20 protein-coding genes are annotated in these 20,351 nt (G+C 67.8%); 6 read left to right on the top strand and 14 right to left on the bottom strand.

The features are described from left to right. Positions 1–26 precede the first annotated feature (26 nt). The 8 genes from L0977_RS18425 to L0977_RS18390 all read right to left on the bottom strand — a co-directional run bounded on the left by L0977_RS18425 (position 27) and on the right by L0977_RS18390 (position 9,862). Positions 27–1,505: an aldehyde dehydrogenase gene (locus L0977_RS18425; RefSeq protein WP_234266327.1), complete on the bottom strand. Its 1,479-nt coding sequence runs from the start codon at positions 1,503–1,505 to the stop codon at positions 27–29. 160 nt (positions 1,506–1,665) lie between these two features. Next, positions 1,666–2,529 carry an ABC transporter permease gene (locus L0977_RS18420; protein ID WP_234266326.1) on the bottom strand — a complete coding sequence of 288 codons (864 nt, stop codon included), beginning with the start codon at positions 2,527–2,529 and terminating at the stop codon, positions 1,666–1,668. Next, positions 2,526–3,446, bottom strand: a complete 921-nt coding sequence (locus L0977_RS18415; RefSeq protein ID WP_234266325.1) for an ABC transporter permease — start codon at positions 3,444–3,446, stop codon at positions 2,526–2,528. Before L0977_RS18415 ends, L0977_RS18420 begins: the two co-directional genes overlap by 4 nt. 129 nt (positions 3,447–3,575) lie before the next feature. Beyond that, positions 3,576–4,670 carry an ABC transporter ATP-binding protein gene (locus L0977_RS18410; protein ID WP_234266324.1) on the bottom strand — a complete coding sequence of 365 codons (1,095 nt, stop codon included), beginning with the start codon at positions 4,668–4,670 and terminating at the stop codon, positions 3,576–3,578. A gap of 83 nt (positions 4,671–4,753) precedes the next feature. Next, positions 4,754–5,923 carry an extracellular solute-binding protein gene (locus L0977_RS18405; protein ID WP_234266355.1) on the bottom strand — a complete coding sequence of 390 codons (1,170 nt, stop codon included), beginning with the start codon at positions 5,921–5,923 and terminating at the stop codon, positions 4,754–4,756. Between the two features lie 148 nt (positions 5,924–6,071). Further along, positions 6,072–7,511 carry an aspartate aminotransferase family protein gene (locus L0977_RS18400; RefSeq protein ID WP_234266323.1) on the bottom strand — a complete coding sequence of 480 codons (1,440 nt, stop codon included), beginning with the start codon at positions 7,509–7,511 and terminating at the stop codon, positions 6,072–6,074. Positions 7,512–7,633: 122 nt separating this feature from the next. Further along, positions 7,634–8,995 carry a glutamine synthetase family protein gene (locus L0977_RS18395; RefSeq protein ID WP_234266322.1) on the bottom strand — a complete coding sequence of 454 codons (1,362 nt, stop codon included), beginning with the start codon at positions 8,993–8,995 and terminating at the stop codon, positions 7,634–7,636. Between the two features lie 66 nt (positions 8,996–9,061). Beyond that, positions 9,062–9,862 (bottom strand): gamma-glutamyl-gamma-aminobutyrate hydrolase family protein, encoded by an 801-nt coding sequence (locus tag L0977_RS18390; protein ID WP_234266321.1) that lies wholly within the window; start codon positions 9,860–9,862, stop codon positions 9,062–9,064. A 154-nt stretch (positions 9,863–10,016) separates the two neighbouring features. On the opposite strand from L0977_RS18390, the gene pdxR reads away from it, so the two are divergent. Beyond that, on the top strand, positions 10,017–11,501 hold the full coding sequence (gene pdxR, locus L0977_RS18385) for a MocR-like pyridoxine biosynthesis transcription factor PdxR (RefSeq protein WP_234266320.1): 1,485 nt from the start codon (positions 10,017–10,019) through the stop codon (positions 11,499–11,501). A 13-nt stretch (positions 11,502–11,514) separates the two neighbouring features. On the opposite strand, the gene copM is transcribed toward pdxR, so the two are convergent. Then, on the bottom strand, positions 11,515–11,916 hold the full coding sequence (copM, locus tag L0977_RS18380; RefSeq protein ID WP_234266319.1) for a CopM family metallochaperone: 402 nt from the start codon (positions 11,914–11,916) through the stop codon (positions 11,515–11,517). A 118-nt stretch (positions 11,917–12,034) separates the two neighbouring features. Here copM and L0977_RS18375 point away from each other — a divergent pair, with 118 nt between their 5' ends. Further along, positions 12,035–12,181 carry a hypothetical protein gene (locus tag L0977_RS18375; protein WP_234266318.1) on the top strand — a complete coding sequence of 49 codons (147 nt, stop codon included), beginning with the start codon at positions 12,035–12,037 and terminating at the stop codon, positions 12,179–12,181. A gap of 15 nt (positions 12,182–12,196) precedes the next feature. On the opposite strand, the gene L0977_RS18370 is transcribed toward L0977_RS18375, so the two are convergent. Beyond that, complete coding sequence (locus L0977_RS18370) at positions 12,197–13,507, bottom strand: NAD(P)/FAD-dependent oxidoreductase (protein WP_234266317.1); 1,311 nt, start codon at positions 13,505–13,507, stop codon at positions 12,197–12,199. Positions 13,508–13,518: 11 nt separating this feature from the next. Then, positions 13,519–14,451 (bottom strand): agmatinase, encoded by a 933-nt coding sequence (gene speB, locus L0977_RS18365; RefSeq protein ID WP_234266316.1) that lies wholly within the window; start codon positions 14,449–14,451, stop codon positions 13,519–13,521. Between the two features lie 177 nt (positions 14,452–14,628). Between speB and gstA the strand changes: the two genes are divergently transcribed. Next, on the top strand, positions 14,629–15,240 hold the full coding sequence (gene gstA, locus L0977_RS18360) for a glutathione transferase GstA (RefSeq protein WP_234266315.1): 612 nt from the start codon (positions 14,629–14,631) through the stop codon (positions 15,238–15,240). A 9-nt stretch (positions 15,241–15,249) separates the two neighbouring features. On the opposite strand, the gene L0977_RS18355 is transcribed toward gstA, so the two are convergent. The 3 genes from L0977_RS18355 to L0977_RS18345 all read right to left on the bottom strand — a co-directional run bounded on the left by L0977_RS18355 (position 15,250) and on the right by L0977_RS18345 (position 18,790). After that, a complete protein-coding gene (locus tag L0977_RS18355) occupies positions 15,250–15,630 on the bottom strand; it encodes a hypothetical protein (RefSeq protein WP_234266314.1) in 381 nt (126 codons plus the stop codon). Between the two features lie 101 nt (positions 15,631–15,731). Next, positions 15,732–16,328, bottom strand: a complete 597-nt coding sequence (locus L0977_RS18350) for a hemerythrin domain-containing protein (RefSeq protein ID WP_234266313.1) — start codon at positions 16,326–16,328, stop codon at positions 15,732–15,734. Positions 16,329–16,453: 125 nt separating this feature from the next. Next, the gene (locus L0977_RS18345; RefSeq protein ID WP_234266312.1) at positions 16,454–18,790 is read right to left on the bottom strand and encodes a heavy metal translocating P-type ATPase; all 2,337 of its coding nucleotides are present in this window, start codon (positions 18,788–18,790) and stop codon (positions 16,454–16,456) included. Positions 18,791–18,912: 122 nt separating this feature from the next. Between L0977_RS18345 and L0977_RS18340 the strand changes: the two genes are divergently transcribed. From L0977_RS18340 to L0977_RS18330, 3 genes are all read left to right on the top strand, one after another. Continuing rightward, positions 18,913–19,113, top strand: a complete 201-nt coding sequence (locus L0977_RS18340; RefSeq protein WP_234266311.1) for a heavy-metal-associated domain-containing protein — start codon at positions 18,913–18,915, stop codon at positions 19,111–19,113. Continuing rightward, on the top strand, positions 19,110–19,613 hold the full coding sequence (gene cueR / locus L0977_RS18335; protein ID WP_234266310.1) for a Cu(I)-responsive transcriptional regulator: 504 nt from the start codon (positions 19,110–19,112) through the stop codon (positions 19,611–19,613). Before L0977_RS18340 ends, cueR begins: the two co-directional genes overlap by 4 nt. A gap of 128 nt (positions 19,614–19,741) precedes the next feature. Beyond that, on the top strand, positions 19,742–20,341 hold the full coding sequence (locus tag L0977_RS18330) for a Spy/CpxP family protein refolding chaperone (protein ID WP_234266309.1): 600 nt from the start codon (positions 19,742–19,744) through the stop codon (positions 20,339–20,341). The last annotated feature ends 10 nt before the right edge of the window (positions 20,342–20,351 follow it).

The raw sequence follows: 20,351 nt of genomic DNA, 5'->3' as shown, positions 1-20,351 counted from the left end.
GCATGACGGGCCTGCCACACCCCGGTTCACAAAGGGCTGTCGATGCGAATCCAGGTGGTCTTGGTCTCGGTGTACTTGTCGAAGGCGTGCAGCGACTTGTCGCGCCCCACGCCGCTCTGCTTGAAACCGCCGAAGGGCACGGTGATGTCGTCTTCGTCGTAGCTGTTGACGTGCACCGTGCCGGCGCGCAGCGCGCGCGCCACGCCGTGGGCTTTGTTGATGTCGCGCGTCCACACCGCCGCCTGCAGGCCGTAGATGTTGCTGTTCGCCTGCTTCACCACGTCGGCCGCATCGGTGAAGCTCAGCACCGACAGCACCGGGCCGAAGATCTCTTCGCGCGCGATCGTCATGCTGTTGGTCACGCCGTCGAAGATGGTGGGCTGCACGTAGCAGCCGCCGGCCACGGGCGCGACGCGCTCGCCGCCGGCCAGCAGCTTGGCGCCTTCGCTCTTGCCCGATTCGATGTAGCGCAGCACGGTGGCCAGTTGTGTCTCGTCGACGATGGCGCCCATCACCGTGTTCTTGTCCAGCGGGTTGGCGGGCTGGTACTGCGGCACCAGCTTCAAAGCCTTCTCCAGGAAGGCGTCCTTGATCGAGGCTTCGACGAACAGGCGCGAGGGCGCGTTGCAGCTCTCGCCCTGGTTGAAGAAGATGCTGCCCACCGCCGCCTCCACCGCCTTGTCCAGGTCCGGGCAGTCGGCGAACACGATGTTGGGCGACTTGCCGCCCAGCTCCGTCCAGGCGCGCTTGAGGTTGCTCTGGCCGGCCATCACGTGGATCTGTTTGCCCACGCGCGTGCTGCCGGTGAACGCGATGCAGTCCACGTCCATGTGCAGCGCCAGCGGGCTGCCGGCCTCGGGGCCGAAGCCCGGCACCACGTTGAACACGCCCGGCGGGATGCCGGCTTCCAGCGCCAGCTCGGCCAGCTTGAGTGCGGTCAGCGGGCTTTTCTCCGACGGCTTGAGCACCACCGAATTGCCCACCGCCAGGGCCGGCGCGATCTTCCACGCCGCCATGATCATCGGGTAGTTCCAGGGCACGATCACACCGACCACGCCCACCGGCTCGCGCGTGATGAGCGCCAGCGCGGTGTCGGGCGTGGGCGCGATCTCGTCGTAGACCTTGTCCACCGCCTCGCCGTACCAGCGGATGCAGTTGGCGGCGCTGTTGACGTCCACCCCCTTGGCGTATTTGACCGGCTTGCCCATATCGAGCGCCTCGGTCAGCGCCAGCAGATCGCCGTTCGCCTGGATCAGCTCGGCGAACCGGATCATCACGCGCTTGCGCTGCGAGGGCGCCTTGCCGGCCCAGCGGCGGTCTTCGAAAGCGGCGCGGGCCGCGGTCACGGCGGCGTCGATGTCGGCCTGGCCGCAGCGCGCGACCTGCGTCAACAGGCGGCCGTCGACCGGCGAGAGGCAATCGAAGGTCTGGCCATCGCGGGCGGCCATCCGCTCACCGTTGATGAGGGCGCGGCCGTCGAAGGTCGGGGCGGCGGTGTCGGTCATGGGCAGGGATCTCCTCGGAAAATTGGCACCATGCTACGCCGATTCCCGCCTTCAGGAACCATCCACTTTGACCCCGCGCCACGCGTCCAGTGCCGGCCCCCAAAGGCGACGGGCCGGCAGGCATCACGCCCGACTGGCCCGTCGCCGCAAAACCCCTGCCTTATTTGGCGCCGCTCAGGGCCGCAACTTCCGCCCGCGCGGCAGCGGCGATCTCGCGTTCGCGCTTGCGGGTGGCGCGCGCCACCCAGACCGCATAGGCCACGATGACGATGGTCACGGTGGTGATCAGCAGCGTGGCGGCGGCGTAGATGGTCGGGTTGATGCCGCGGCGCGCGTAGCCGAAGATCACCTGCGGCAGCGTGTTCACGCCCGGGCCGGAGAGGAATTCGGCGATCACCACGTCGTCGAACGACAGCGTGAACGCCAGCAGAAAGGCCGCCAGGATGGCCTGGAACACATTGGGCAGGGTCACCAGGAAGAACACCTGGTACGGCTTGGCGCCCAGATCCATGGCGGCTTCTTCGAGGCTGCGGTTCATTTCCTGCAGACGGCTCTGGATCACCACCACGCCGTAGGCCATGCCCAGCAGGGTGTGGCCCAGGATGATGGTGAGCATGCCGCGCTGCGGCCAGCCGAAGGCATTCTGCGCGCCCACCGCCAGCAGCAGCAGCGACAGGCCGATCACCACCTCGGGCATCACCAGCGGCGCGTTGACCATGCCGCTGAACACGGTGCGGCCCAGGAAGCGCCGGTAGCGCACCAGCACGAAGGCCGCGAAGGTGGCCAGCGTGGCCGAGAGCACGCCGGTGATGGCCGCCACCTTGAGCGACAGCCAGAAGCCTTCGACGATCTTGGTGTCGCGCGTGAGCGCCTCGTACCAGCGCAGCGAGAAGCCGGTGAAGCGCGCGTCCTGCCGCGTGCTGTTGAACGAGAACACGATCATGAACAGCAGCGGCAGGTACAGGAAGCCATAGACCACCGCCAGCCAGAACTTGCCGAAGTGTTTTTCGAGGAATGCCTTCATGCCTTGCCCCCTTCGCTGCGATCGCCGGTGTAGTGGTAGTAGACGGCCAGCGGCACGACGATCAGCGCGATCATCACCACCGCCAGCGCGGTCGCCTTGGGCCAGTCGTTGGCGGTGAACATTTCGTCCCACACCACGCGGCCGATCATCAGGTTTTCCGGCCCGCCGAGCAGCGAGGGGATCACGAATTCACCCACGCAGGGGATGAACACCAGCATGAAGCCCGCGATGATGCCGGCCTTGGACAGCGGCACCGTGATGAGCCAGAAGGCCTTGAAAGGCGAGGTGCCCAGGTCGTAGGCCGCTTCGAGCAGGCGGAAGTCCATCTTCACCAGGTTGGCGTAGAGCGGCAGCACCATGAAGGGCAGGTACACGTACGTCATGCCCACCAGCATGGAGACGTTGGTGTAGAGCATGGGGATGGGATCGGACGTCAGGCCGATGGTCATCAGGAAACGGTTGAGCACCCCCTGATCGGCCAGGATGCCCTTCCAGGCGTAGACACGCAACAGGAAGGAGGTCCAGAACGGCAGCATCACCATCAGCAGCAGCGCCGGCCGCACACTGGCCGGCGAGCGCGCCAGGAAGTAGGCGAAGGGGTAGCCGATCACCAGGCAGAAGATCGCCGTCAGCAGCGCGTACCAGATCGATCGCAGGTAGGCGTCGACATACAGCGTCTTGAACAGCGGTGCGCCCTCTTCCGTGCGGAAGATGGAGAAGTAGTTTTCGTACTTCAGGTGCAGCAGGCCGGTGGTGGTGTCCCAGATCGGCTTGAACGGGTGGATGTCCGTGCCCATGTCCACGAAGCTGATGTACAGCAGGATCAGGAACGGCAGGAAAAAGAAGATGAACAACCAGGCGTAAGGCACCCCGATGACGAAGCGCTTGCCGGGGACGGGGAGAGAGGAAGAGGCCATCATCTGCTCCGAAAAATCGACCGAAAGAAAAAACCTGGAACGGGGATGCGGTGGAACCGGCTTTGCCGGGTCACCCGCATCGCCCCTTTGAGGGGGTGACGCGCCGGAGGCGCGGCGCGGGGGGGACCATCAGTCCCGGAGCACCACCGCGTCCATGTCCTCCCACCAGAAGAACACATCGTCCTCCCAGGTGATGTCCAGCAACTCGTGGCGCGAGCCGTTGGGCTCGGTGATCTTGACCTTCGTGCCCTGCGGGGTGAGCAGGATGTAGGTGTTGTAGGAGCCGAAGTAGGCAATTTCCTTGACCCGGCCGGAGAACAGGTTGACCTGCACGTGCGCGGGCCGGGTCTTGGCGATGCTGATCTTTTCGGGCCGCACCGCCACCGCCACCGGCATGCCCAGCGAGCCGCTGATGCCATGGCCGATGCTGATCTCGCCGACGCTGGTGCTGGCGGCGCAGCGGTCGGGCTCGTCCACCGTGAGCTGGCCTTCGAACAGGTTGACGTTGCCGATGAAGTCGGCCACGAAACGGTTGGCCGGGTATTCGTAGATCTGCTGCGGCGTGCCCACCTGCAGCACGCGGCCCTTGCTCATGATGGCGATGCGGCTGGCCATGGTCATGGCCTCTTCCTGGTCGTGCGTCACCATCACGCAGGTCACGCCCACCTTCTCGATGATGTTGACCAGCTCGAACTGGGTCTGCTCGCGCAGCTTTTTGTCCAGCGCGCCCAGCGGCTCGTCCAGCAGCAGCAGCTTGGGCCGTTTGGCCAGGCTGCGTGCCAGCGCCACGCGCTGTTGCTGGCCGCCCGAGAGCTGGTGCGGCTTGCGCTTGGCGTAGGGCGAGAGCTGCACCAGCGCCAGCATCTCGTCGGTGCGCTTCTGGATCTCGTCCTTGGGCAGGCCCTCGCGCTTGAGGCCGAAGGCGATGTTTTCCCAGATGTTCAGGTGCGGAAACAGCGCATAGCTCTGGAACATCATGTTGACGGGGCGCTCGTAGGGCGGCATGCGCGCCACGTCCTGGCCACCGAGCAGGATGCGGCCCTTGGTGGGAGTCTCGAAACCGGCCAGCATGCGCAGCAGGGTCGACTTGCCGCAGCCCGAGCTGCCCAGCAGCGCGAAGATCTCGCCCTTGCCGATGGACAGCGACACTTCGTCCACGGCCACCGCTTCGTCGAAACGCTTGACCAGTTTTTCGGTGACCAGAAAGCCTGCTTGCTCAGCCATGTGGGTGTCCGTTTCTCGTGCGATCGATAAAAAAAGGGCTGCTCAACCCCAGGGATTGAACAGCCCGCTCCCGGTGCTGCGACTTACTTGCCGCGCTTGAAGGCGTTGTAGGTGTCGTTGACCACGCCGGACACTTCGTTGGAGAAGCCGCCGGTGGGGATCAGACGCGCCGTGTCTTCGTCCGACAGGAAGATGGTCTTGTTGCCCTTGACCTCGTCCTTGATCATCGGCAGCGCGGCCTTGTTGCCCGTGGGGTAGTTCATCTCGTTGGCCATGGCGGCACCGTTTTCGGCGCGCAGGTAGAAGTCCATGAAGGCCAGCGCGTTGTTCGGGTGCTTGGCGTCCTTGGGAATGGCCATGGTGTCGATGAACACGAGGCCACCGCCGGTGGGCAGCAGCGGCACGATCTCGTCCTTGCCACCGGTTTCCTTGACGCGGTCGGCCGCGATGTTGATGTCACCCGACCAGCCGATGAAGGCGCAGCCCTTGCCGCCGGCGATGTCGTCGATCATGGTGCTGGAGAACAGGCGCACGTCCTTGCGCACCTTGGCCAGCATGGCACCGGCTTCCTTGAAGTCCTCGGGGTTTTCGCTGTACGCGGGCTTGCCGACGTAGTGCAGCGCCACCGGCAGGATTTCGCTCGGCGAATCCAGGTAGATGATGCCGCAGCCCTTGAGCTTGTTGGCGTACTCGGGCTTGAAGACCAGGTCCCAGGCGTTTTCGGGCATCGGCATGCCGCCCAGCGCCTTTTCCACCTTCTGCTTGTTGATGCCCACGGTGGTGAAGCCCCAGGCCCAGGGCACGAAGTGCTTGTTGCCCGGATCGACGCCCGCGATCTTGGCCATGAACTCGGGATCGAGGTTGGCGTAGTTGGGGATCTTGGTCTTGTCGATTTCCTGGTACAGGCCACCGTCAATCTGCTTCTTGCCGAAGCCGGCCGTGGGGATCACGATGTCGTAGCCCGAGTTGCCGGCCACCAGCTTGGCGTGCAGCGCTTCGTTGTTCTCGAAGGTGTCGTAGTTCACCTTGACGCCGGTTTCCTTCTCGAAATCGGCAATCATGGTCTCCGTGATGTAGTCGGGCCAGTTGTAGATGTTGAGGACCTTCTCGTCATCGAGCACCGGGCCGGCAGGAGCGGCCGGTGCTGCAGCGGTGGTCTCGACCGGGGCCGGCGCCGGTGCGGGTTCTTCCTTCTTGCCGCAGGCGGCCAGCAGGACAGCGGAGATGGCCAGGGCCAGGACATGCTTTTTCATCATGATGACGAACACTCCAGGAGAGGATGGGGGTGGAAACCAGAGATCGGCGCAGCGAAGTCGGTCGTGCACTTGTACGCTGAAATAGCAAGTCGCGGACCAACCTTGTCCCCAAAATGGGGCGAAACGCACTGCAGACGCATTCTATTCACGCCAACAGGCCCTGGGCACGCACATCGGCCAGCGTCGCGTCCAGACAGCGGCGGATCAGGCCCATCATTTCGTCGATCTGCGCCACCGTCATGCTGAGCGGCGGCGCGATGATCATGCGGTCGCCCACGGCGCGCATGATCAGGCCGTTTCGGAAACAGTGGCCGCGGCAGATCATGCCCACCGCCAGGTCCGGGTCGAACATCTGCTTGTTCGCCTTGTCCTTGACCAGCACCAGGCCTGCCACGAAGCCGCAGGTCTCGGCGTCGCCCACCAGCGGGTGGTCCTTGAGCGCCTCGAACTGCGTGGCCAGATACGGCCCGGTTTCGGTGCGCACCCGGCCCGGCAGGTTCTCGCGCTCCATCAGGTTCAGGTTGGCCAGGCCCACGGCACAGGCCACGGGGTGGCCGCTGTAGGTGTAGCCGTGGTTGAACTCGCCGCCCTTGTCGATCAGCACCTCGGCCACGCGGTTGCCCACCATCACGCCGCCCAGCGGGATGTAGCCGCTGGTCACGCCCTTGGCGAAGGTCACCAGGTCGGGCTTGATGCCGAACTTTTCGTAGGCAAACCAGTGGCCCAGGCGGCCAAAGGCGCAGATCACCTCGTCGCAGATCAGCAGGATGCCGTACTGGTCGACGATGCGCTGGATCTCGGGCCAGTAGGTTTCGGGCGGGATGATCACGCCGCCGGCACCCTGCACCGGTTCGGCGATGAAAGCGGCCACCTTCTCGGGCCCGACTTCGAGGATCTTCTCTTCCAGCCAGCGCGCAGCCCGCAGGCCGAAGTCGGCCTTGCTCTCGCCACCGCGGGCGTTCTCGAAGTAGTAGGGCTGGTCGATATGGGTGATGTTGGGAATCGGCAGATCGCCCTGCGCGTGCATGCCGCTCATGCCGCCCAGCGAGGCGCCGGCCATCGTGCTGCCGTGGTAGGCGTTGTGGCGGCTGATGATGACCTTGCGCTGAGGCTGACCCAGCAGGTCCCAGTAGCGGCGCGCCATGCGCACATTGGTGTCGTTGCTTTCGCTGCCGCTGCTGCTGAAGAACACGTGGTTGAACGAGCGGTCGCCCACCGGGGGCGCCAGCGCCGCGAGTTTGGTCGCCAGTTGCACCGCCGGCACGTTGGTGGTCTGGAAGAAGCTGTTGTAGAACGGCAGCGTCATCAGCTGCTGGTAGGCCGCATCGGCCAGCTCCTTGCGGCCGTAACCGGCATTGACGCACCACAGGCCGCTCATGCCGTCGAGGATCTTGTTCCCTTCCGAATCCCAGACATGGATGCCGTCGGCATGTGTGATCACACGCGCGCCGCGCGTGGCCAGATCCCCGTGGTCGGTGAACGGGTGGATGAAGTGCGCACTGTCCAGCGCCTGGATGGCCTGGGTGTCCTGCTTTTCAGCGCGCTGCACCAGCGCCGGCGGAGCGATGAGGGTGGAAGTGTTCATAGGGTCTCACTTTCGGGATGTATCCGTCGAGAACGCCGCGGAACCGGCTCCGCCGGAGCCGCCAGCGTTGCCCCTGGGGGTGACGCCAAAGGCTGCGGGGGGCCTTCCCTGCGGCGCGGGGGTCAAACATGCAGCAGCAGGTGTTCGCGCTCCCAGGGCGAGATCACCTTCATGAATTCTTCGAATTCCAGTTCCTTGATCTCGGTGTAGATGGTCACGAACTCCTTGCCCAGCACCTCGTGCAGGTCGGTCTCGCGGCGCAGCCAGTCGAGCGCCTCGCCCAGGCTGCGCGGCAGCGCGTAGGGCGAGAGGTAGGCGTCGCCCTTCATCTCCGACTTGGGCTTGATCTTGTTCTTCATGCCCAGGTAGCCGCAGGCCAGCGTCATGGCCATGGCCACGTAGGGATTGGCGTCGGCGCCGATCACGCGGTTTTCGATGCGGCGCGCGGCCGGGGTGGAGATGGGCGAACGGATGCCGACGGTGCGGTTGTCGTGGCCCCATTCGATGTTGATCGGTGCGGCGGTGTGGCGGCTCAGGCGCCGGTAGCTGTTCACGTAGGGCGCCACCAGCACCATCGCCGCCGGGATGTAGCGCTGCAGGCCACCGATGTAGTGGTAGAAGGCCTCGGAGGGCGAACCGTCCGGGTTGCTGAAGATGTTCTTGCCGGTGGCCTTGTCGACGATGCTCTGGTGCACGTGCATCGCGCTGCCGGGCTCGCCCGCGATGGGCTTGGCCATGAAGGTGGCGTACATGTCGTGGCGCAGCGCGGCCTCGCGCACGGTGCGCTTGAAGAAGAACACCTCGTCGGCCAGGCCCAGCGGGTGGGCGTGGAAAAAGTTGATCTCCATCTGGCCCGCGCCCACCTCGTGGATCAGCGTGTCCACGTTGAGATTCATCTTGTCGCAGTAGTCGTAGATCTCTTCGAACAGCGGGTCGAACTCGTTGACCGCGTCGATGGAATAGGCCTGGCGCGAGGTCTCGGCGCGGCCGCTGCGGCCGATGGGCGGCTTGAGCAGGGTGTTGGGGTCTGTGTTGCGTGCGGTCAGGTAGAACTCCAGCTCGGGCGCCACCACGGGCTCCCAGCCTTCCGCGTCGAACAGGTCGCAGATGCGGCGCAGCACGCTGCGCGGTGCAAACGGCACCAGCTTGCCCTGGTGGTCGAAACAGTCGTGCACCACCTGCGCGGTCGGATCGACGGCCCAGGGCACGATGCGCACGGTCGAGGGATCGGGCCGCAGCTGCATGTCGCGGTCGGTCGGGTCGACCACGTCGTAATAGGGTCCGCTTTCAGGAAACTCGCCAGTCACGCCCATGCCCACGATGCCCTGTGGCAGCCGCATGCCCCGGTCTTCGGTGAACTTCTCGCGCGGCAGGATCTTGCCGCGTGCCACGCCGGTCAGGTCGGGCACCAGACATTCCACCTCGGTCACGCGGTGCTGGTTGAGCCATTGCTCCAGGTCGTTGAAGGTCTGGGGGCTGGACATATGCGGGTTCCTGTTTGGCTGTTTGGGTTGGTCGGTGACGCGATATTGCCCGATCTGCGGACGGAGTCAGGCGGGGGTATGGCGCGCCAGGTCGGCCGCCTGCAGGCGCAGACTCTGGCGCGAGCGGCAGGCCCGCCCGAACGCCTCGAAGATGGCCCCGTAGAAAGGGGTTTCCCAGCAGCGCCATTCCGGGTGGAACTGCACCGCGTAGGCAAAGGTGCGCGCGCCGCGCACGCCGAAGGCTTCGACCAGACCGTCCGGCGCATGGGCCAGCGCGTCCAGACCCGGGGCCAGGCGGTTGATGCCCTGCCCGTGCAGCGAATTGACCATGACCTCGCTGCCGCCAGCCCAGGTCTCGAACACGCTGCCCGGCACCAGCCGCAGCGGGTGGCTGGGTGCGTACTGCACCTCGAACGGGGCGGTCTTGGGCTCGCGGTGGTCCATCAGGCCCGGCACCTCGTGCACCCGCTGGTGCAATGTGCCGCCCAGCGCCACGTTGATTTCCTGGAAGCCGCGGCACACGCCCAGCAGCGGCACGCCTTCGTGCACGCAGGCCCGCACCAGCGCCAGCGTGAGCTGGTCGCGCGCCGGATCGAGCGGCAGGCTGGGGTCGGCCACGGCTTCGTCGAAATGCGAAGGATGCACGTTCGACGGCGAACCGGTCAGCATCACGCCGTCCACCATCGAGAGCAGTTCCTGAATCTGCCCGGTGTCGGCCAGGGGAAACATGACGGGCTGGGCCTCGGCCCCCACCTTGACGGCGCGAGCGTATTTGTCACCCAGCACCAGAAAGGGCATCTGGTGCCCATGGTCGCCCATGAGTCGGTGATCGGCCGGCAGCCAGACCATGCAAGGCGGGTTTTTCATGGTGTCTCCAAGACTGAAACCATTCTGTTCTGCAAATTGGATCACAATCGGAGCCAGTTGATGCCACCTCATGGTGCCATTTGACGCGATCCCGGCACCGATCCGCGTCCGGGCCGGCACCCCGACCTGCTGCTCCGCACGGAAATCCACAGACATGTTGTCCGAGTACCTGCTGGCCGAAATGAACCGCCTGGGCGCGCGCGACGCCCTGCCGCTGCACCGCCAGCTCTACGAGGCGCTGCGCCGCGCCATGCTCGAAGGCAAGCTCGGGGCCGGCGAGCGGCTGCCCTCCAGCCGCGACCTGGCGCAGGATCTGGGCTTGTCGCGCAACACCGTGGTGGCCGCCATCAACCAGCTCAGCGTCGAAGGCTATCTGGCCAGCCGGGTCGGCAGCGGCACCTATGTCAACGACTCCGTGCCCCGCGCCGGCGGCAACCCGCTGCGCCGCCCTGGCCTGGGCCTGGCCCCCGCGCCCATGGCCCGGCTCTCACGCCGGGGCGAGGCGCTCACCGCCGCTTTCCGCGCCAGCGAGCTGGAGGTCCAGCCCTTCACGCCCGGCATTGCCGACTTCAGCGCCTTTCCGCTCACGCTCTGGCAGCGGCTGCAGAACAAGCACTGGCGCATGACCTACCCGGACATGCTGGACTACAACGACTCCGGGGGCTACGCGCCGCTGCGCCGCGCCATCGCCGACTACCTCCGCGTGTTCCGCAGCGTGCAGCTCGACGCCGACCAGGTCATCGTCACCACCGGCACCCAGCAGTCGATCGAGCTGTGCGCGCGCCTGCTGGCCGACCACGGCGACACCGTCTGGGTGGAGGACCCGGCCTACTGGGGCGCGGCCAAAGCCTTCATGGCCTCCGGACTGCAGTTGCACCCGGTGACGGTGGACGATCAAGGCATCCGGCCCGGCGGGCCCGACGACGCCCACCCGCCACGCCTGATCTACGTGACGCCTTCGCACCAGTACCCGACCGGGGCCGTGATGTCGCTGCCGCGGCGCCAGCAATTGCTGGCCACCGCGCGCGCGCACAACGCCTGGATCCTGGAAGACGACTACGACAGCGAATACCGCTTCAGCGGCCCGCCGCTGTCCAGCCTGGAAGGCCTCGATCCCGACGGCCGGGTGTTCTACATGGGCACCTTCTCCAAGGTGCTCTACCCCGGCATCAAGCTGGGCTACCTGGTGGTGCCCAAGCCGCTGGCCGACGCCTTCCGCCAGGCGCACTACGACTTCAACCGCCCGGGGCAGATGCCGCTGCAGGCCGCCCTGGCCGAATTCATCGAAATGGGCCACTTCAGCAGCGCGCTGCGGCGGGCCCGGCAGAGCTACGCCGAACGGCGCGGGGCCCTGCTCGACGCGCTGCGCCCCGTGCTCGCGGGCGACACCTTCATCAGCGGCGCCGACCAGGGCCTGCACCTGTGCCTGCGCCTGCCTCCGGGCGTGAACGACCGGCAACTGGCCCAGCGGCTGGCCCAGCAAGGGCTGACGGTGCGGCCGCTGTCGGCCTACTGCCTGCGCCGCCAGGACCTGCAGGGCCTGGTCATCGGCTACGGCTACGCCCCCATGGCCGGCATCGGGCCGGCCGGTCGCCAGCTGGCGGCCGTGGTGCGCGACGCCCTGGCCCGGGCCGGCTGAACAGCCGGCGAACTCAGCGTGTCGGCGCGGCCGGCATCTCGCGCAGCCAGGCCTGCATCTGCGCGATCTCGGCCTTCTGGGCGCGGATGATCTCTTCGGCCAGCTGGCGCACACGCGCGTCCTTGCCGTGGCGCAGCACCACCTCGGCCATGTCGATGGCCCCCTGGTGGTGAGGAATCATGCCGGCGAGAAAGTCGCGGTCGGCATCGCCCGTGAGCGCCACCCCCATGTCGCGGTGCATGCGGTCGTTGGCCGCCTGGAACTCCTGAGACGAAGGTGCGGCCTTCTGCGCGGCCGCCGCCGGGGCGCCGTGCCCGGCGTGATCGGTCTGGGCCCAGGCCGCAGCGCCGTGGACGGTGAGCAGGACAGCGGCCACCAGGGCCGGAACACGGGAAACGGTCGAAGCAACGGACACAGAGGCCTCCAGCCAGAAAAAAAGGGACGCCCATCAGAACCCTGCCCCGGCAGAAAGTTGCACCACCAGCCCGGCCACGCCCACGCGCGCCACCGCCACACCCATCACACCCAGCTCTGTGACCGAGCGCCCGCACCGCGGCAGCCGCTTGCTCTACACCGTGAAGCTGGCCAACACCGCCAGCACGATGGAGGGGGTGCCGGGCAACCTGGCGGCGCCCCACGAGATCGGGGACCAGGTGGGGGTCACGCTGCTGCGCGCCTGAAGGCGCGCAGAGCGTTCACAGCCGGTCTTTCATCCGGTACCAGAGCATGCCCAGCGTCAGACTGGGCGTGCGCAGCAGCGCGCCACCCGGGAAGGCGTGGTGCTTGAGGCGCGCAAACACGTCGAAGCGCCCGGCCTGCCCGGCCACCGCCTCGGCCACCAATTGCCCGGCCAGCCCGGTCAGCGCCACGCCGTGACCGCTGAAACCCTGCAGGTAGTAGAGGTTGTCGCCCAGCCGCCCGAAGTCGGGCGCGCGGTTCATGCTGATGTCCACGAAGCCGCCCCACACGTAATCGACCGGCGCGTCGCGCAGATCCGGAAACACCTGCGCCATCCGGCGCGCCATGGTGCTGCGCAGATCGGGCGGCGTCAGCGCGGTATAGCTCACGCGGCCGCCAAACAGCATGCGCCGGTCGGCGCTGAAACGGAAGTAGTCGAGCACGAAGTTGTTGTCGCACACCGCCGCGTTGCTGGGAATCAGGCGCCGGCACAGCGCTTCGTCCAGCGGCGCGGTGCCGACGATGTAGGTGCCCACGGGCATGATGCGCGGCGCGATGTCGGGCGCCACAGCCGGGCCGTATTCGGGCAGCATGCAGTTGCCCGCCAACACGCCAAAGCGCGCCTTCACGCGGCCCTGCGCGGTGCGCGCCACCAGCGTGGCGCCGCGCTCCAGCGCGGTCACCGGCGAGCCTTCGTGAATGCGCACCCCCGCCGCCTCGGCCGCGCGCGCCAGACCCAGCGCGTACTTGAGCGGGTGCAGGTGGCCGGAACGGCTTTCGTATACGGCCGCCAGGTAGCGCGGGCTGTCGATCAGGCGGCGCACGTCGGCGCCTTCGGCCCAGTCGCAATCGATGCCTTGCCGGCGCAGGCTCTCGGCCTCGGTGCGCAGCGCCTGCACCTTGCGCGGCGCGTCGGCCACGTACAGGTAGCCGCGCTGCCAGTCGCAATCGATGCCGTGTTCCGCGATGCGGCGTTCCACCAGGTCCACCGCCTCGACCGACAGGTCCCAGGCGGTTTGCGCGTCGGCGGCGCCAAGCTGCTGCTCGAACGGCTCCTGCCCGCTCGCGTAGCCCACGATCACCTGCCCGCCGTTGCGCCCGCTGGCGCCCGAGCCCACGCGGTCGGCCTCCAGCAGCACCACCGACAGGCCGCGCTGCGCCATCTCCAGCGCCGCCGACAGGCCGGCGAAACCACCGCCGACCACCACCACGTCGGCCTCTGCCTCGCCCTGCAGCGGCGGCTGCAGGGGCGGACGCTGCACGCTGGCCTCGTAATAGCTCAGGCGGTTGAGCTGGGTGTCCGAGCCGATCAGAGAGCGCTTGAACATGGGGTTTCCTTTCAGCCGCGCTGACGGCGGGCCACCTGGCCTGCCAGGTAGGTCCAGACAAAGGTGGCGGCCGCGTTGCTGGTGAGTTCGGCGTGGTCGTAGGCCGGCGCCACCTCCACACAGTCCATGCCCACCCAGTTCAGCCCGGCCAGTTCTTCCAGGAAGGTCAGCACCTGCGCGCTGGTCAGGCCGCCCGGTTCGGGCGTGCCGGTGCCGGGCGCAAAGGCCGGGTCGAGCACGTCGATGTCCAGCGTGAGGTAACAGGGCCGCTCACCGATGCGCTCGCGGATGGCCGCCAGCACCGGCGCCAGCGCCGCACCGTCCAGGCCGCGCAGGGCGCGCGCGGTGAAGATCTGCCCACCCTGGTCGGCCACGTACTCGCGCGCCGCGCGTTCTCCGCTGGAACGGATGCCGATCTGCACCGTGTGCGGCGCGCTGATCAGGCCTTCCTGGACGGCTTCATACGTCCAGGTGCCGTGGCCCGAGGGTTCGCCGAAATGGTCGCTCCAGGTGTCGCAGTGCGCGTCGAAATGCACGCAGGCCAGCGGCTCGCCGCGACCGTACAACGCCTTCGCCGCGCGCAGCAGCGAGAGCGTGACCGAATGGTCGCCGCCCAGGAACACGCAGTGGTGCTTCGCCATCAGCTCGGCCGCCTGGCGCTCGATGTGGGCACGCACCTCGGGCAGCGGCGAGGCGTTGGGCAGGCGCATGTCCAGCGCATCGCCCACATGGGCCAATGGCGAGACGTCGAACACCGGGTGGATGCCGTCGCACAGCATCAGGCTCGCGGCGCGGATGGCCTGCGGCCCGAAACGCGCGCCCGGCCGGTTCGTCACCACGCCGTCGTAGGGCACGCCGGCCACCGCAAACGGCTGATCGGCCAGCGGCTCGCAGGCGAGAAAGCGGTTGCTGTTGTTGGCAAAAGCGAAGTGACCGGTGGCCATGGCACAAAGGGGTTGGCGGGCGACTCGGGCCCAAGTGGCTGGAAAGATACCGCGAAAAGCCCCATTTCACAGAACCACTTGCGCATCCAGCCACCGGGCCAGGCCCGTGGACTGCAAAGAATCCGCAAGCCCGATAGGATCGCTTCGCTTTCCCCCCCATCCCTCCCGGAGACATCCATGCTCAAGCTCTACTACTCGCCCGGCGCCTGTTCGCTCTCGCCCCACATCGTGTTGCACGAATCGGGCCTGCCCTTCGAAGCCATTCCCGCCCCGACCAAAACCCACCAGTTGCCCGACGGCACGGACTACTACACCATCAACCCGCTGGGCTACGTACCGCTGCTGGTGATGCCCGACGGCGAGAAGCTGCGCGAAGGCCCGGCCATCGTGCAGTACATCGCCGACCAGGTGCCCGAGAAAAACCTGGCACCGGCCTACGGCACGCTGGGCCGCTACCGCCTGATGGAATGGCTCACCTTCATCGGCACCGAGGTGCACAAGGGCTTTTCGCCGCTGTTCAACCCGGCCATGCCGGCCGAAGCCAAGCAACTGGCCAAGGACCGCCTGCGCCAGCGGCTGCAATGGGTTGACGGTGAACTCGCCGGCAAGCCCCATCTGCTGGGCGACACCTTCAGCGTCGCCGACGCCTACCTGTTCACCGTCACCAACTGGGCGGGCGCGGTGGGCGTGGACATCGCCGACCTGGCGCACCTGCAGGCCTTCCGCGCCCGGGTGGCGGCCCGGCCGGCCGTGCAGGCGGCGCTCAAGGCCGAAGGTCTGGCCAGGTAAGCGGCCGCTTCAATCGGCCACGCCACCGGTAGCCGGATCGGCCTCGGCCTCCTGCCAGAACAGCTGCTGGTAGCGCCAGGCCGTTTCGGCCAGCAGGTCGCTGAAGCGGCGACCGGTATCGCCCGACAGATACCCCCAGTCCCGCAACCAGGCCAGCAGGCGGGGGACCCGGTCGTGCGGATGGCCGGGGCCGTCTTTCCATTGCTGCAAGGCGGTCACCGCTTCGACGGTGGCCGGGCCTTTGGCATCGATCACCAGCGCCTGCAGCACGTCGAAAAAAGCCCCGGAGCCGCCCTCGTCGGGCAGGCGGCACAGCAGTTGTTCAAGCAACTGGAGATCGTGCTCCACCGACGGCATTCGCCGGTCGGGGGAAGAGGCAATGCGGACCATGGTGGGAGCGGCAAGCGCTGGGAACCGTGAGGTACCAAGGTTCCCACAATCTGCGCCCACGGCCTTTGACAGCCATCAAGCCCCGCACCAGGGCGCTGGGGTCAGGAATCGCCCAGCCCCACGGGCGCAGGCGCTTTCATCACGATGCGCGTGAACAGGCGATCAAACTGCGGGTCGCGCGCCAAACGCGGGTTCAAAGGGTCGGGGTTGGTGGCGAAGGCCGCGTCGAGCGCCTGCCAGTCGGCCGCCGAAAGGTGTTTTTCGGCCTCGGGCAGGACCACGGTTTCTTCCAGCCGCATGTGTTCGAGGTAGAAGTCCACGTAGCGCGTGGCTTCGTCCACAAAGGCCTGGCGGCGCGACTCGCCCAGCAGTTCCCAGGCCAGCAGCAGGTGCATCAGCGCACGCACCCGCGTCTCGCCCTGCATGTGGTCGCGCTCAAGCTGGTCGATCGCGGCCAGGGTGTGCGGTGCCGCCCGCGCCACGCGCGGGAACAGCAGGTCGGATTCTTTGGGGTGGTGGTGCTGTTCGGGAAATTCGTCGATGTAGAACAGCATGGCCCGCAGCACGTCGAAATACAGCGCGGTGTCGTCCTTGCCGTCGTGAAGGGGGCCGCGGCGGATCATCTGCAGCAGCGACTGCAGCATGGCAGCCAGGGAAGCGTGTTCTTCGCGGATCACGCGCAGGGATTCGGGGGTCATGGGTGTCTCCGCTACCGGTCAGTTCGCCAGAGCCGACCGATCAGTCGGCTAACCCGTGGACTATCCCCCAGCCGGCTGCTGACGGGCTTGACGTGCGTCAAGCCGTGCTCGCCAGCGTCCCCGGATCAGCGCGCTTCCGGTGGCCGCCAGCGCCGCAGCAGCAGCGCGTTGCTCATCACGCTGACCGAACTCAGGGCCATCGCCGCCCCCGCCACCACCGGGCTGAGGAAGCCCAGCGCTGCCAGCGGAATGCCGGCCACGTTGTAGGCGAAGGCCCAGAACAGGTTCTGGCGGATCTTGCGCACCGTGCGGCGCGAGATGTCCAGCGCCGCGGCAACCAGCGCCGGGTCGCCCCGCATCAGCGTGATGCCGGCCGCGTGCATGGCCACGTCGGCGTTGCCGCCCTGGGCATGGCTCATGGCCATGCCGACATCGGCGGCGGCGAGCGCCGGGGCGTCGTTCACGCCATCGCCCACCATGGCCACGGTGTGGACCGGCGCATCGGACGCCACCGCCTCAGGAACGCCGGCAAGGGGGGCGAAGCCCCCGGCCTTCAGCCGGCGGATCACGGCCGCCTTGTCGCCAGGCAGCACGTCGGCAATCACCTCCCCACCTTCTTCGAGCGCAGCGGGCTTCAGGCCCAAGGTCTCGGCCATGGCGCGGGCCGCCCCGGCGTTGTCACCCGAGACCATGCACAGGCGCAGGCCCTGGGCGCGCAGGCGTTCCAGCGCCGCGCGGGCACCGGGTTTGGGTTCGTCGCCGAAGGCCAGCACCGCCAGCGCCCGCCAGACCCCGTCGCGCTCGCTGGCCAGCACCGACACCGTGGCCCCGGATGTCTGCAGGTTCTGCACCACCGGACCGAGTTCGGCCTGCGGCACCCCGAGTTCACCCATCCAGCGCACGCTGCCGAGCGCCAGCGAAACCCCCTGGACCTGGCCCAGACTGCCCCGCCCGACCACCGACTGCACCGACTGCGCGGCATCGGGCGCCACCACCACGCCGCGGTTGCGGGCGGCGTCCATGACGGCATGGGCCAGCGGGTGGGCGCTCTGGGCCTGCAGCGCGGCCGCGGCCTGCAGCACCGCCATTTCATCAACCCCGGGCAGGACTTCGATCAGGCGCAGGCGCGGCCGGCCTTCGGTCAAAGTGCCGGTCTTGTCGAAGGCCACGGTGTCGACGCGGTAGGCCATCTCCAGCGCCTGCGCGTCCTTGATGAGAATGCCGTGCCGGGCCGCAACGCCCGTGCCCGCCATGATGGCCGCCGGCGTGGCCAGCCCCAGCGCGCAGGGGCAGGCGATCACCAGCACCGCCACCGCGTGCAGCAAAGCCTCTTCGAGCGGTGCGCCGGTCCAGAGCCAGCCCGCCAGCGTGAGGGCGGCGATGCCCAGCACCACGGGCACGAACACCGCCGCCACCTGGTCCACCAGCCGCTGCACCGGTGCCTTGGCCGCCTGAGCGTCCTGCACCAGCGCGATGATCCGCGCCAGCATGCTCTGCGCGCCGACCGCGCGCACCCGCACCAGCACCGCGCCTTCGCCATTGAGCGCGCCACCGGTGACCGCGTCACCGGGCTGCTTGGGCACGGGCAGCGACTCGCCCGTGAGCATGGACTCGTCGGCCTGGGTCTGGCCTTCCACCACCTCGCCGTCGGCCGGAAACCGCTCGCCCGGCAGCACCTGGATGCGGTCGTCGGGCAGCAATTCGTCCACCGGCACCTCGGTCACCTCGGTGCGGCGCACGCCGTCGGGCAGCAGCCGGGCGCGTTCGGGACGCAGGGCCTGCAAGGCCCGGATGGCGCTGGTGGTCTGGCGCTTGGCGCGCGCTTCCAGCCATTTGCCCAGCAGCACCAGGGTGATGACCACGGCCGAGGCCTCGAAGTACAGGTGCGGCATGCTGTCGGGCGCGGCGCGCCACCACAGCCAGGTCGACAGGCCCCAGGCCGCGCTGGTGCCGATGGCCACCAGCAGTTCCATGTTGCCAGTGCGGGCCTTGAGCGCGTGCCAGCCGGCCTTGTAGAAACGCGCGCCGAGCACGAACTGCACAGGCGTGGCGAGCAGGAACTGCGCCCAAGCCGGCAGCATCCAGTGACGGCCCAGCAGATCGCCCACCATGGGCAGCACCAGGGGTGCCGACAGCAGAAGCCCGGCCAGCACGGGCAGCACGTCCACCGGCAGGCCGAACCAGCGGGGCACGTCGTCCTGGGCTCCATCGTCCAGGGCGCGGGGTTCGTACCCCGCGTCGCGCACCGCGCGGCGGAGACGGGCCAGCACTTCGGCATCGGCGGGCCCCTGGAGCACGACACGGGCCGATTCGGTGGCCAGGTTCACGGTGGCATCGCGCACGCCGGGCTGTTTGCGCAGCACTTTTTCGACCCGCGTGACGCAGGAGGCGCAGGTCATGCCGCCGATCCCCAGATCGATGGGCGGTCCTTCGGCGATGATTTCGGGTGTGGAAGCATTCATGGGAGTCAGCATAAGCTTTACCCCCATGGGAAGGTCAAGCCACCAGATGTTTCCGACCCGCCGGGCTTGACATTGACACCATGTCAGACTTGAAGATGATGCCCTTTTCAAGGAGATTTTCCATGTCCCTCCAGACCTTCACCGTGCAAGGCATGACCTGCGGCCACTGCGAACGTGCCGTGCAGACCGCCATAAAGACCCTCGATCCGCAGGCCGAAGTCCGCATCGACCGCAGCCAGAACCTGGTCGAGGTCAACACACCCCAGTCGCGCGAGGCGGTGGCCGCGGCCATCCGCGAAGAGGGCTACACGGTCGCGGCATGACCCCGCCGCTCCGCCGCGCCGTGTCCGTTCACGACGATGCCAGCGGGCCGGCAGACAGCGCATCCGGTCCGTCGGCAGACACCCCGCTGCCGGCCGTGGCCCGCTGGCCGGTGCCGATCGGCACGGCCGCTCGGTTGTCGGGCATTTCCCCCAAGATGCTGCGCCACTACGAAGCCCTGGGGCTGCTCGGTGCGGTGACCCGCACCGACGGCAACTACCGCCAGTACGGCCAGGCCGATGTGCACACGCTGCGTTTCATCCGGCGCGCGCGCGACATGGGCTTCAGTCTCGACGCCATCACGGAACTGGTCGGACTCTGGCACAACCGGCGCCGCAGCAGCGCCGCCGTCAAGCGCATCGCGCAGCGCCACCACGACGAGCTGGCCCAGCGCATCGCGGCCCTGCAGGCCATGCAGCGCAGCCTGGACACGCTGCTGTGCCACTGTCCCGGCGACGACCGGCCCGACTGTCCGATCCTCGACGACCTCGGCCACGCCTGAAACGGCACAAATCTTTACACCGCAGCAGCATGCGGGTGCCTTCGCGTTTACACGCTCGCCGGACACTGAACCCACGTCGTCGCTGAAACCCGCAACGACCGGTTCTTCCACCCCATTCAGGAGCGATCATGCAACCGACTCTCACCCGATCCGTCATCGCCACCGTGCTGGCCACCACCATCGCCGGCCTGTCCGCCACCGCCATCGCCCAGGGTGCGGCCACGCAGCCCCCGGCCACGCCGGTGCCGCAAGCGGCCCAGGCCAGCCCGGACGCCAAGCCGGCGCAACCCCGCCGGGAAGCCCGCCACGCCCAGCGCGGCGAGCGCCTGCAGAAAATGGAAAAGATGCGTGCCGAGCACCAGGCCAAGCTGAAGGCCGAACTCAAACTGGCGCCGGAACAGGAAGCCGCCTGGGCCGCATTCGTGGCCCGGACCACCCCGCAGCGACCTGCGCAACCGCCCGAGGCTCCGCAGGACTGGGCCAAGCTCACCACGCCGGAACGGCTGGACCGCATGACCGCCCTCAAGGCCGAACGCGATGCCGCTTTCACCCAGTGCATCGACGCCACCCGCAGCTTCTACGGCCAGCTCACGGCCGAACAGAAGCAGGTGTTCGACCAGCAAGCCCGCCCGTTCCACCAAGCCGGCTTCAAGGGCCACGGCCCGCAACACCGTCAGGGCCGCCACCCAGGCGAAGGTCCGGCGCCGATGCCCGCTCCCCGGAGCTGACACCGGGCCC

This window comes from Hydrogenophaga sp. NFH-34, from assembly GCF_021401345.1.
In the GTDB taxonomy this organism is placed as follows: Bacteria; Pseudomonadota; Gammaproteobacteria; order Burkholderiales; family Burkholderiaceae_C; genus Hydrogenophaga; species Hydrogenophaga electricum.
The sequence above is the reverse complement of the archived record's forward strand: the minus strand, read 5'-3'. Positions and strand labels throughout refer to the sequence as shown.

Coding starts and splice junctions, on each gene's coding strand:
- L0977_RS18425 (WP_234266327.1), bottom strand. CDS start 1,505: ATGACCGACACCGCCGCCCCGACCTTCGACGGCCGCGCCCTCATCAAC.
- L0977_RS18420 (WP_234266326.1), bottom strand. CDS start 2,529: ATGAAGGCATTCCTCGAAAAACACTTCGGCAAGTTCTGGCTGGCGGTG.
- L0977_RS18415 (WP_234266325.1), bottom strand. CDS start 3,446: ATGGCCTCTTCCTCTCTCCCCGTCCCCGGCAAGCGCTTCGTCATCGGG.
- L0977_RS18410 (WP_234266324.1), bottom strand. CDS start 4,670: ATGGCTGAGCAAGCAGGCTTTCTGGTCACCGAAAAACTGGTCAAGCGT.
- L0977_RS18405 (WP_234266355.1), bottom strand. CDS start 5,923: ATGAAAAAGCATGTCCTGGCCCTGGCCATCTCCGCTGTCCTGCTGGCC.
- L0977_RS18400 (WP_234266323.1), bottom strand. CDS start 7,511: ATGAACACTTCCACCCTCATCGCTCCGCCGGCGCTGGTGCAGCGCGCT.
- L0977_RS18395 (WP_234266322.1), bottom strand. CDS start 8,995: ATGTCCAGCCCCCAGACCTTCAACGACCTGGAGCAATGGCTCAACCAG.
- L0977_RS18390 (WP_234266321.1), bottom strand. CDS start 9,862: ATGAAAAACCCGCCTTGCATGGTCTGGCTGCCGGCCGATCACCGACTC.
- pdxR (WP_234266320.1), top strand. CDS start 10,017: ATGTTGTCCGAGTACCTGCTGGCCGAAATGAACCGCCTGGGCGCGCGC.
- L0977_RS18370 (WP_234266317.1), bottom strand. CDS start 13,507: ATGTTCAAGCGCTCTCTGATCGGCTCGGACACCCAGCTCAACCGCCTG.
- speB (WP_234266316.1), bottom strand. CDS start 14,451: ATGGCCACCGGTCACTTCGCTTTTGCCAACAACAGCAACCGCTTTCTC.
- gstA (WP_234266315.1), top strand. CDS start 14,629: ATGCTCAAGCTCTACTACTCGCCCGGCGCCTGTTCGCTCTCGCCCCAC.
- L0977_RS18355 (WP_234266314.1), bottom strand. CDS start 15,630: ATGGTCCGCATTGCCTCTTCCCCCGACCGGCGAATGCCGTCGGTGGAG.
- L0977_RS18350 (WP_234266313.1), bottom strand. CDS start 16,328: ATGACCCCCGAATCCCTGCGCGTGATCCGCGAAGAACACGCTTCCCTG.
- L0977_RS18345 (WP_234266312.1), bottom strand. CDS start 18,790: ATGAATGCTTCCACACCCGAAATCATCGCCGAAGGACCGCCCATCGAT.
- L0977_RS18340 (WP_234266311.1), top strand. CDS start 18,913: ATGTCCCTCCAGACCTTCACCGTGCAAGGCATGACCTGCGGCCACTGC.
- cueR (WP_234266310.1), top strand. CDS start 19,110: ATGACCCCGCCGCTCCGCCGCGCCGTGTCCGTTCACGACGATGCCAGC.
- L0977_RS18330 (WP_234266309.1), top strand. CDS start 19,742: ATGCAACCGACTCTCACCCGATCCGTCATCGCCACCGTGCTGGCCACC.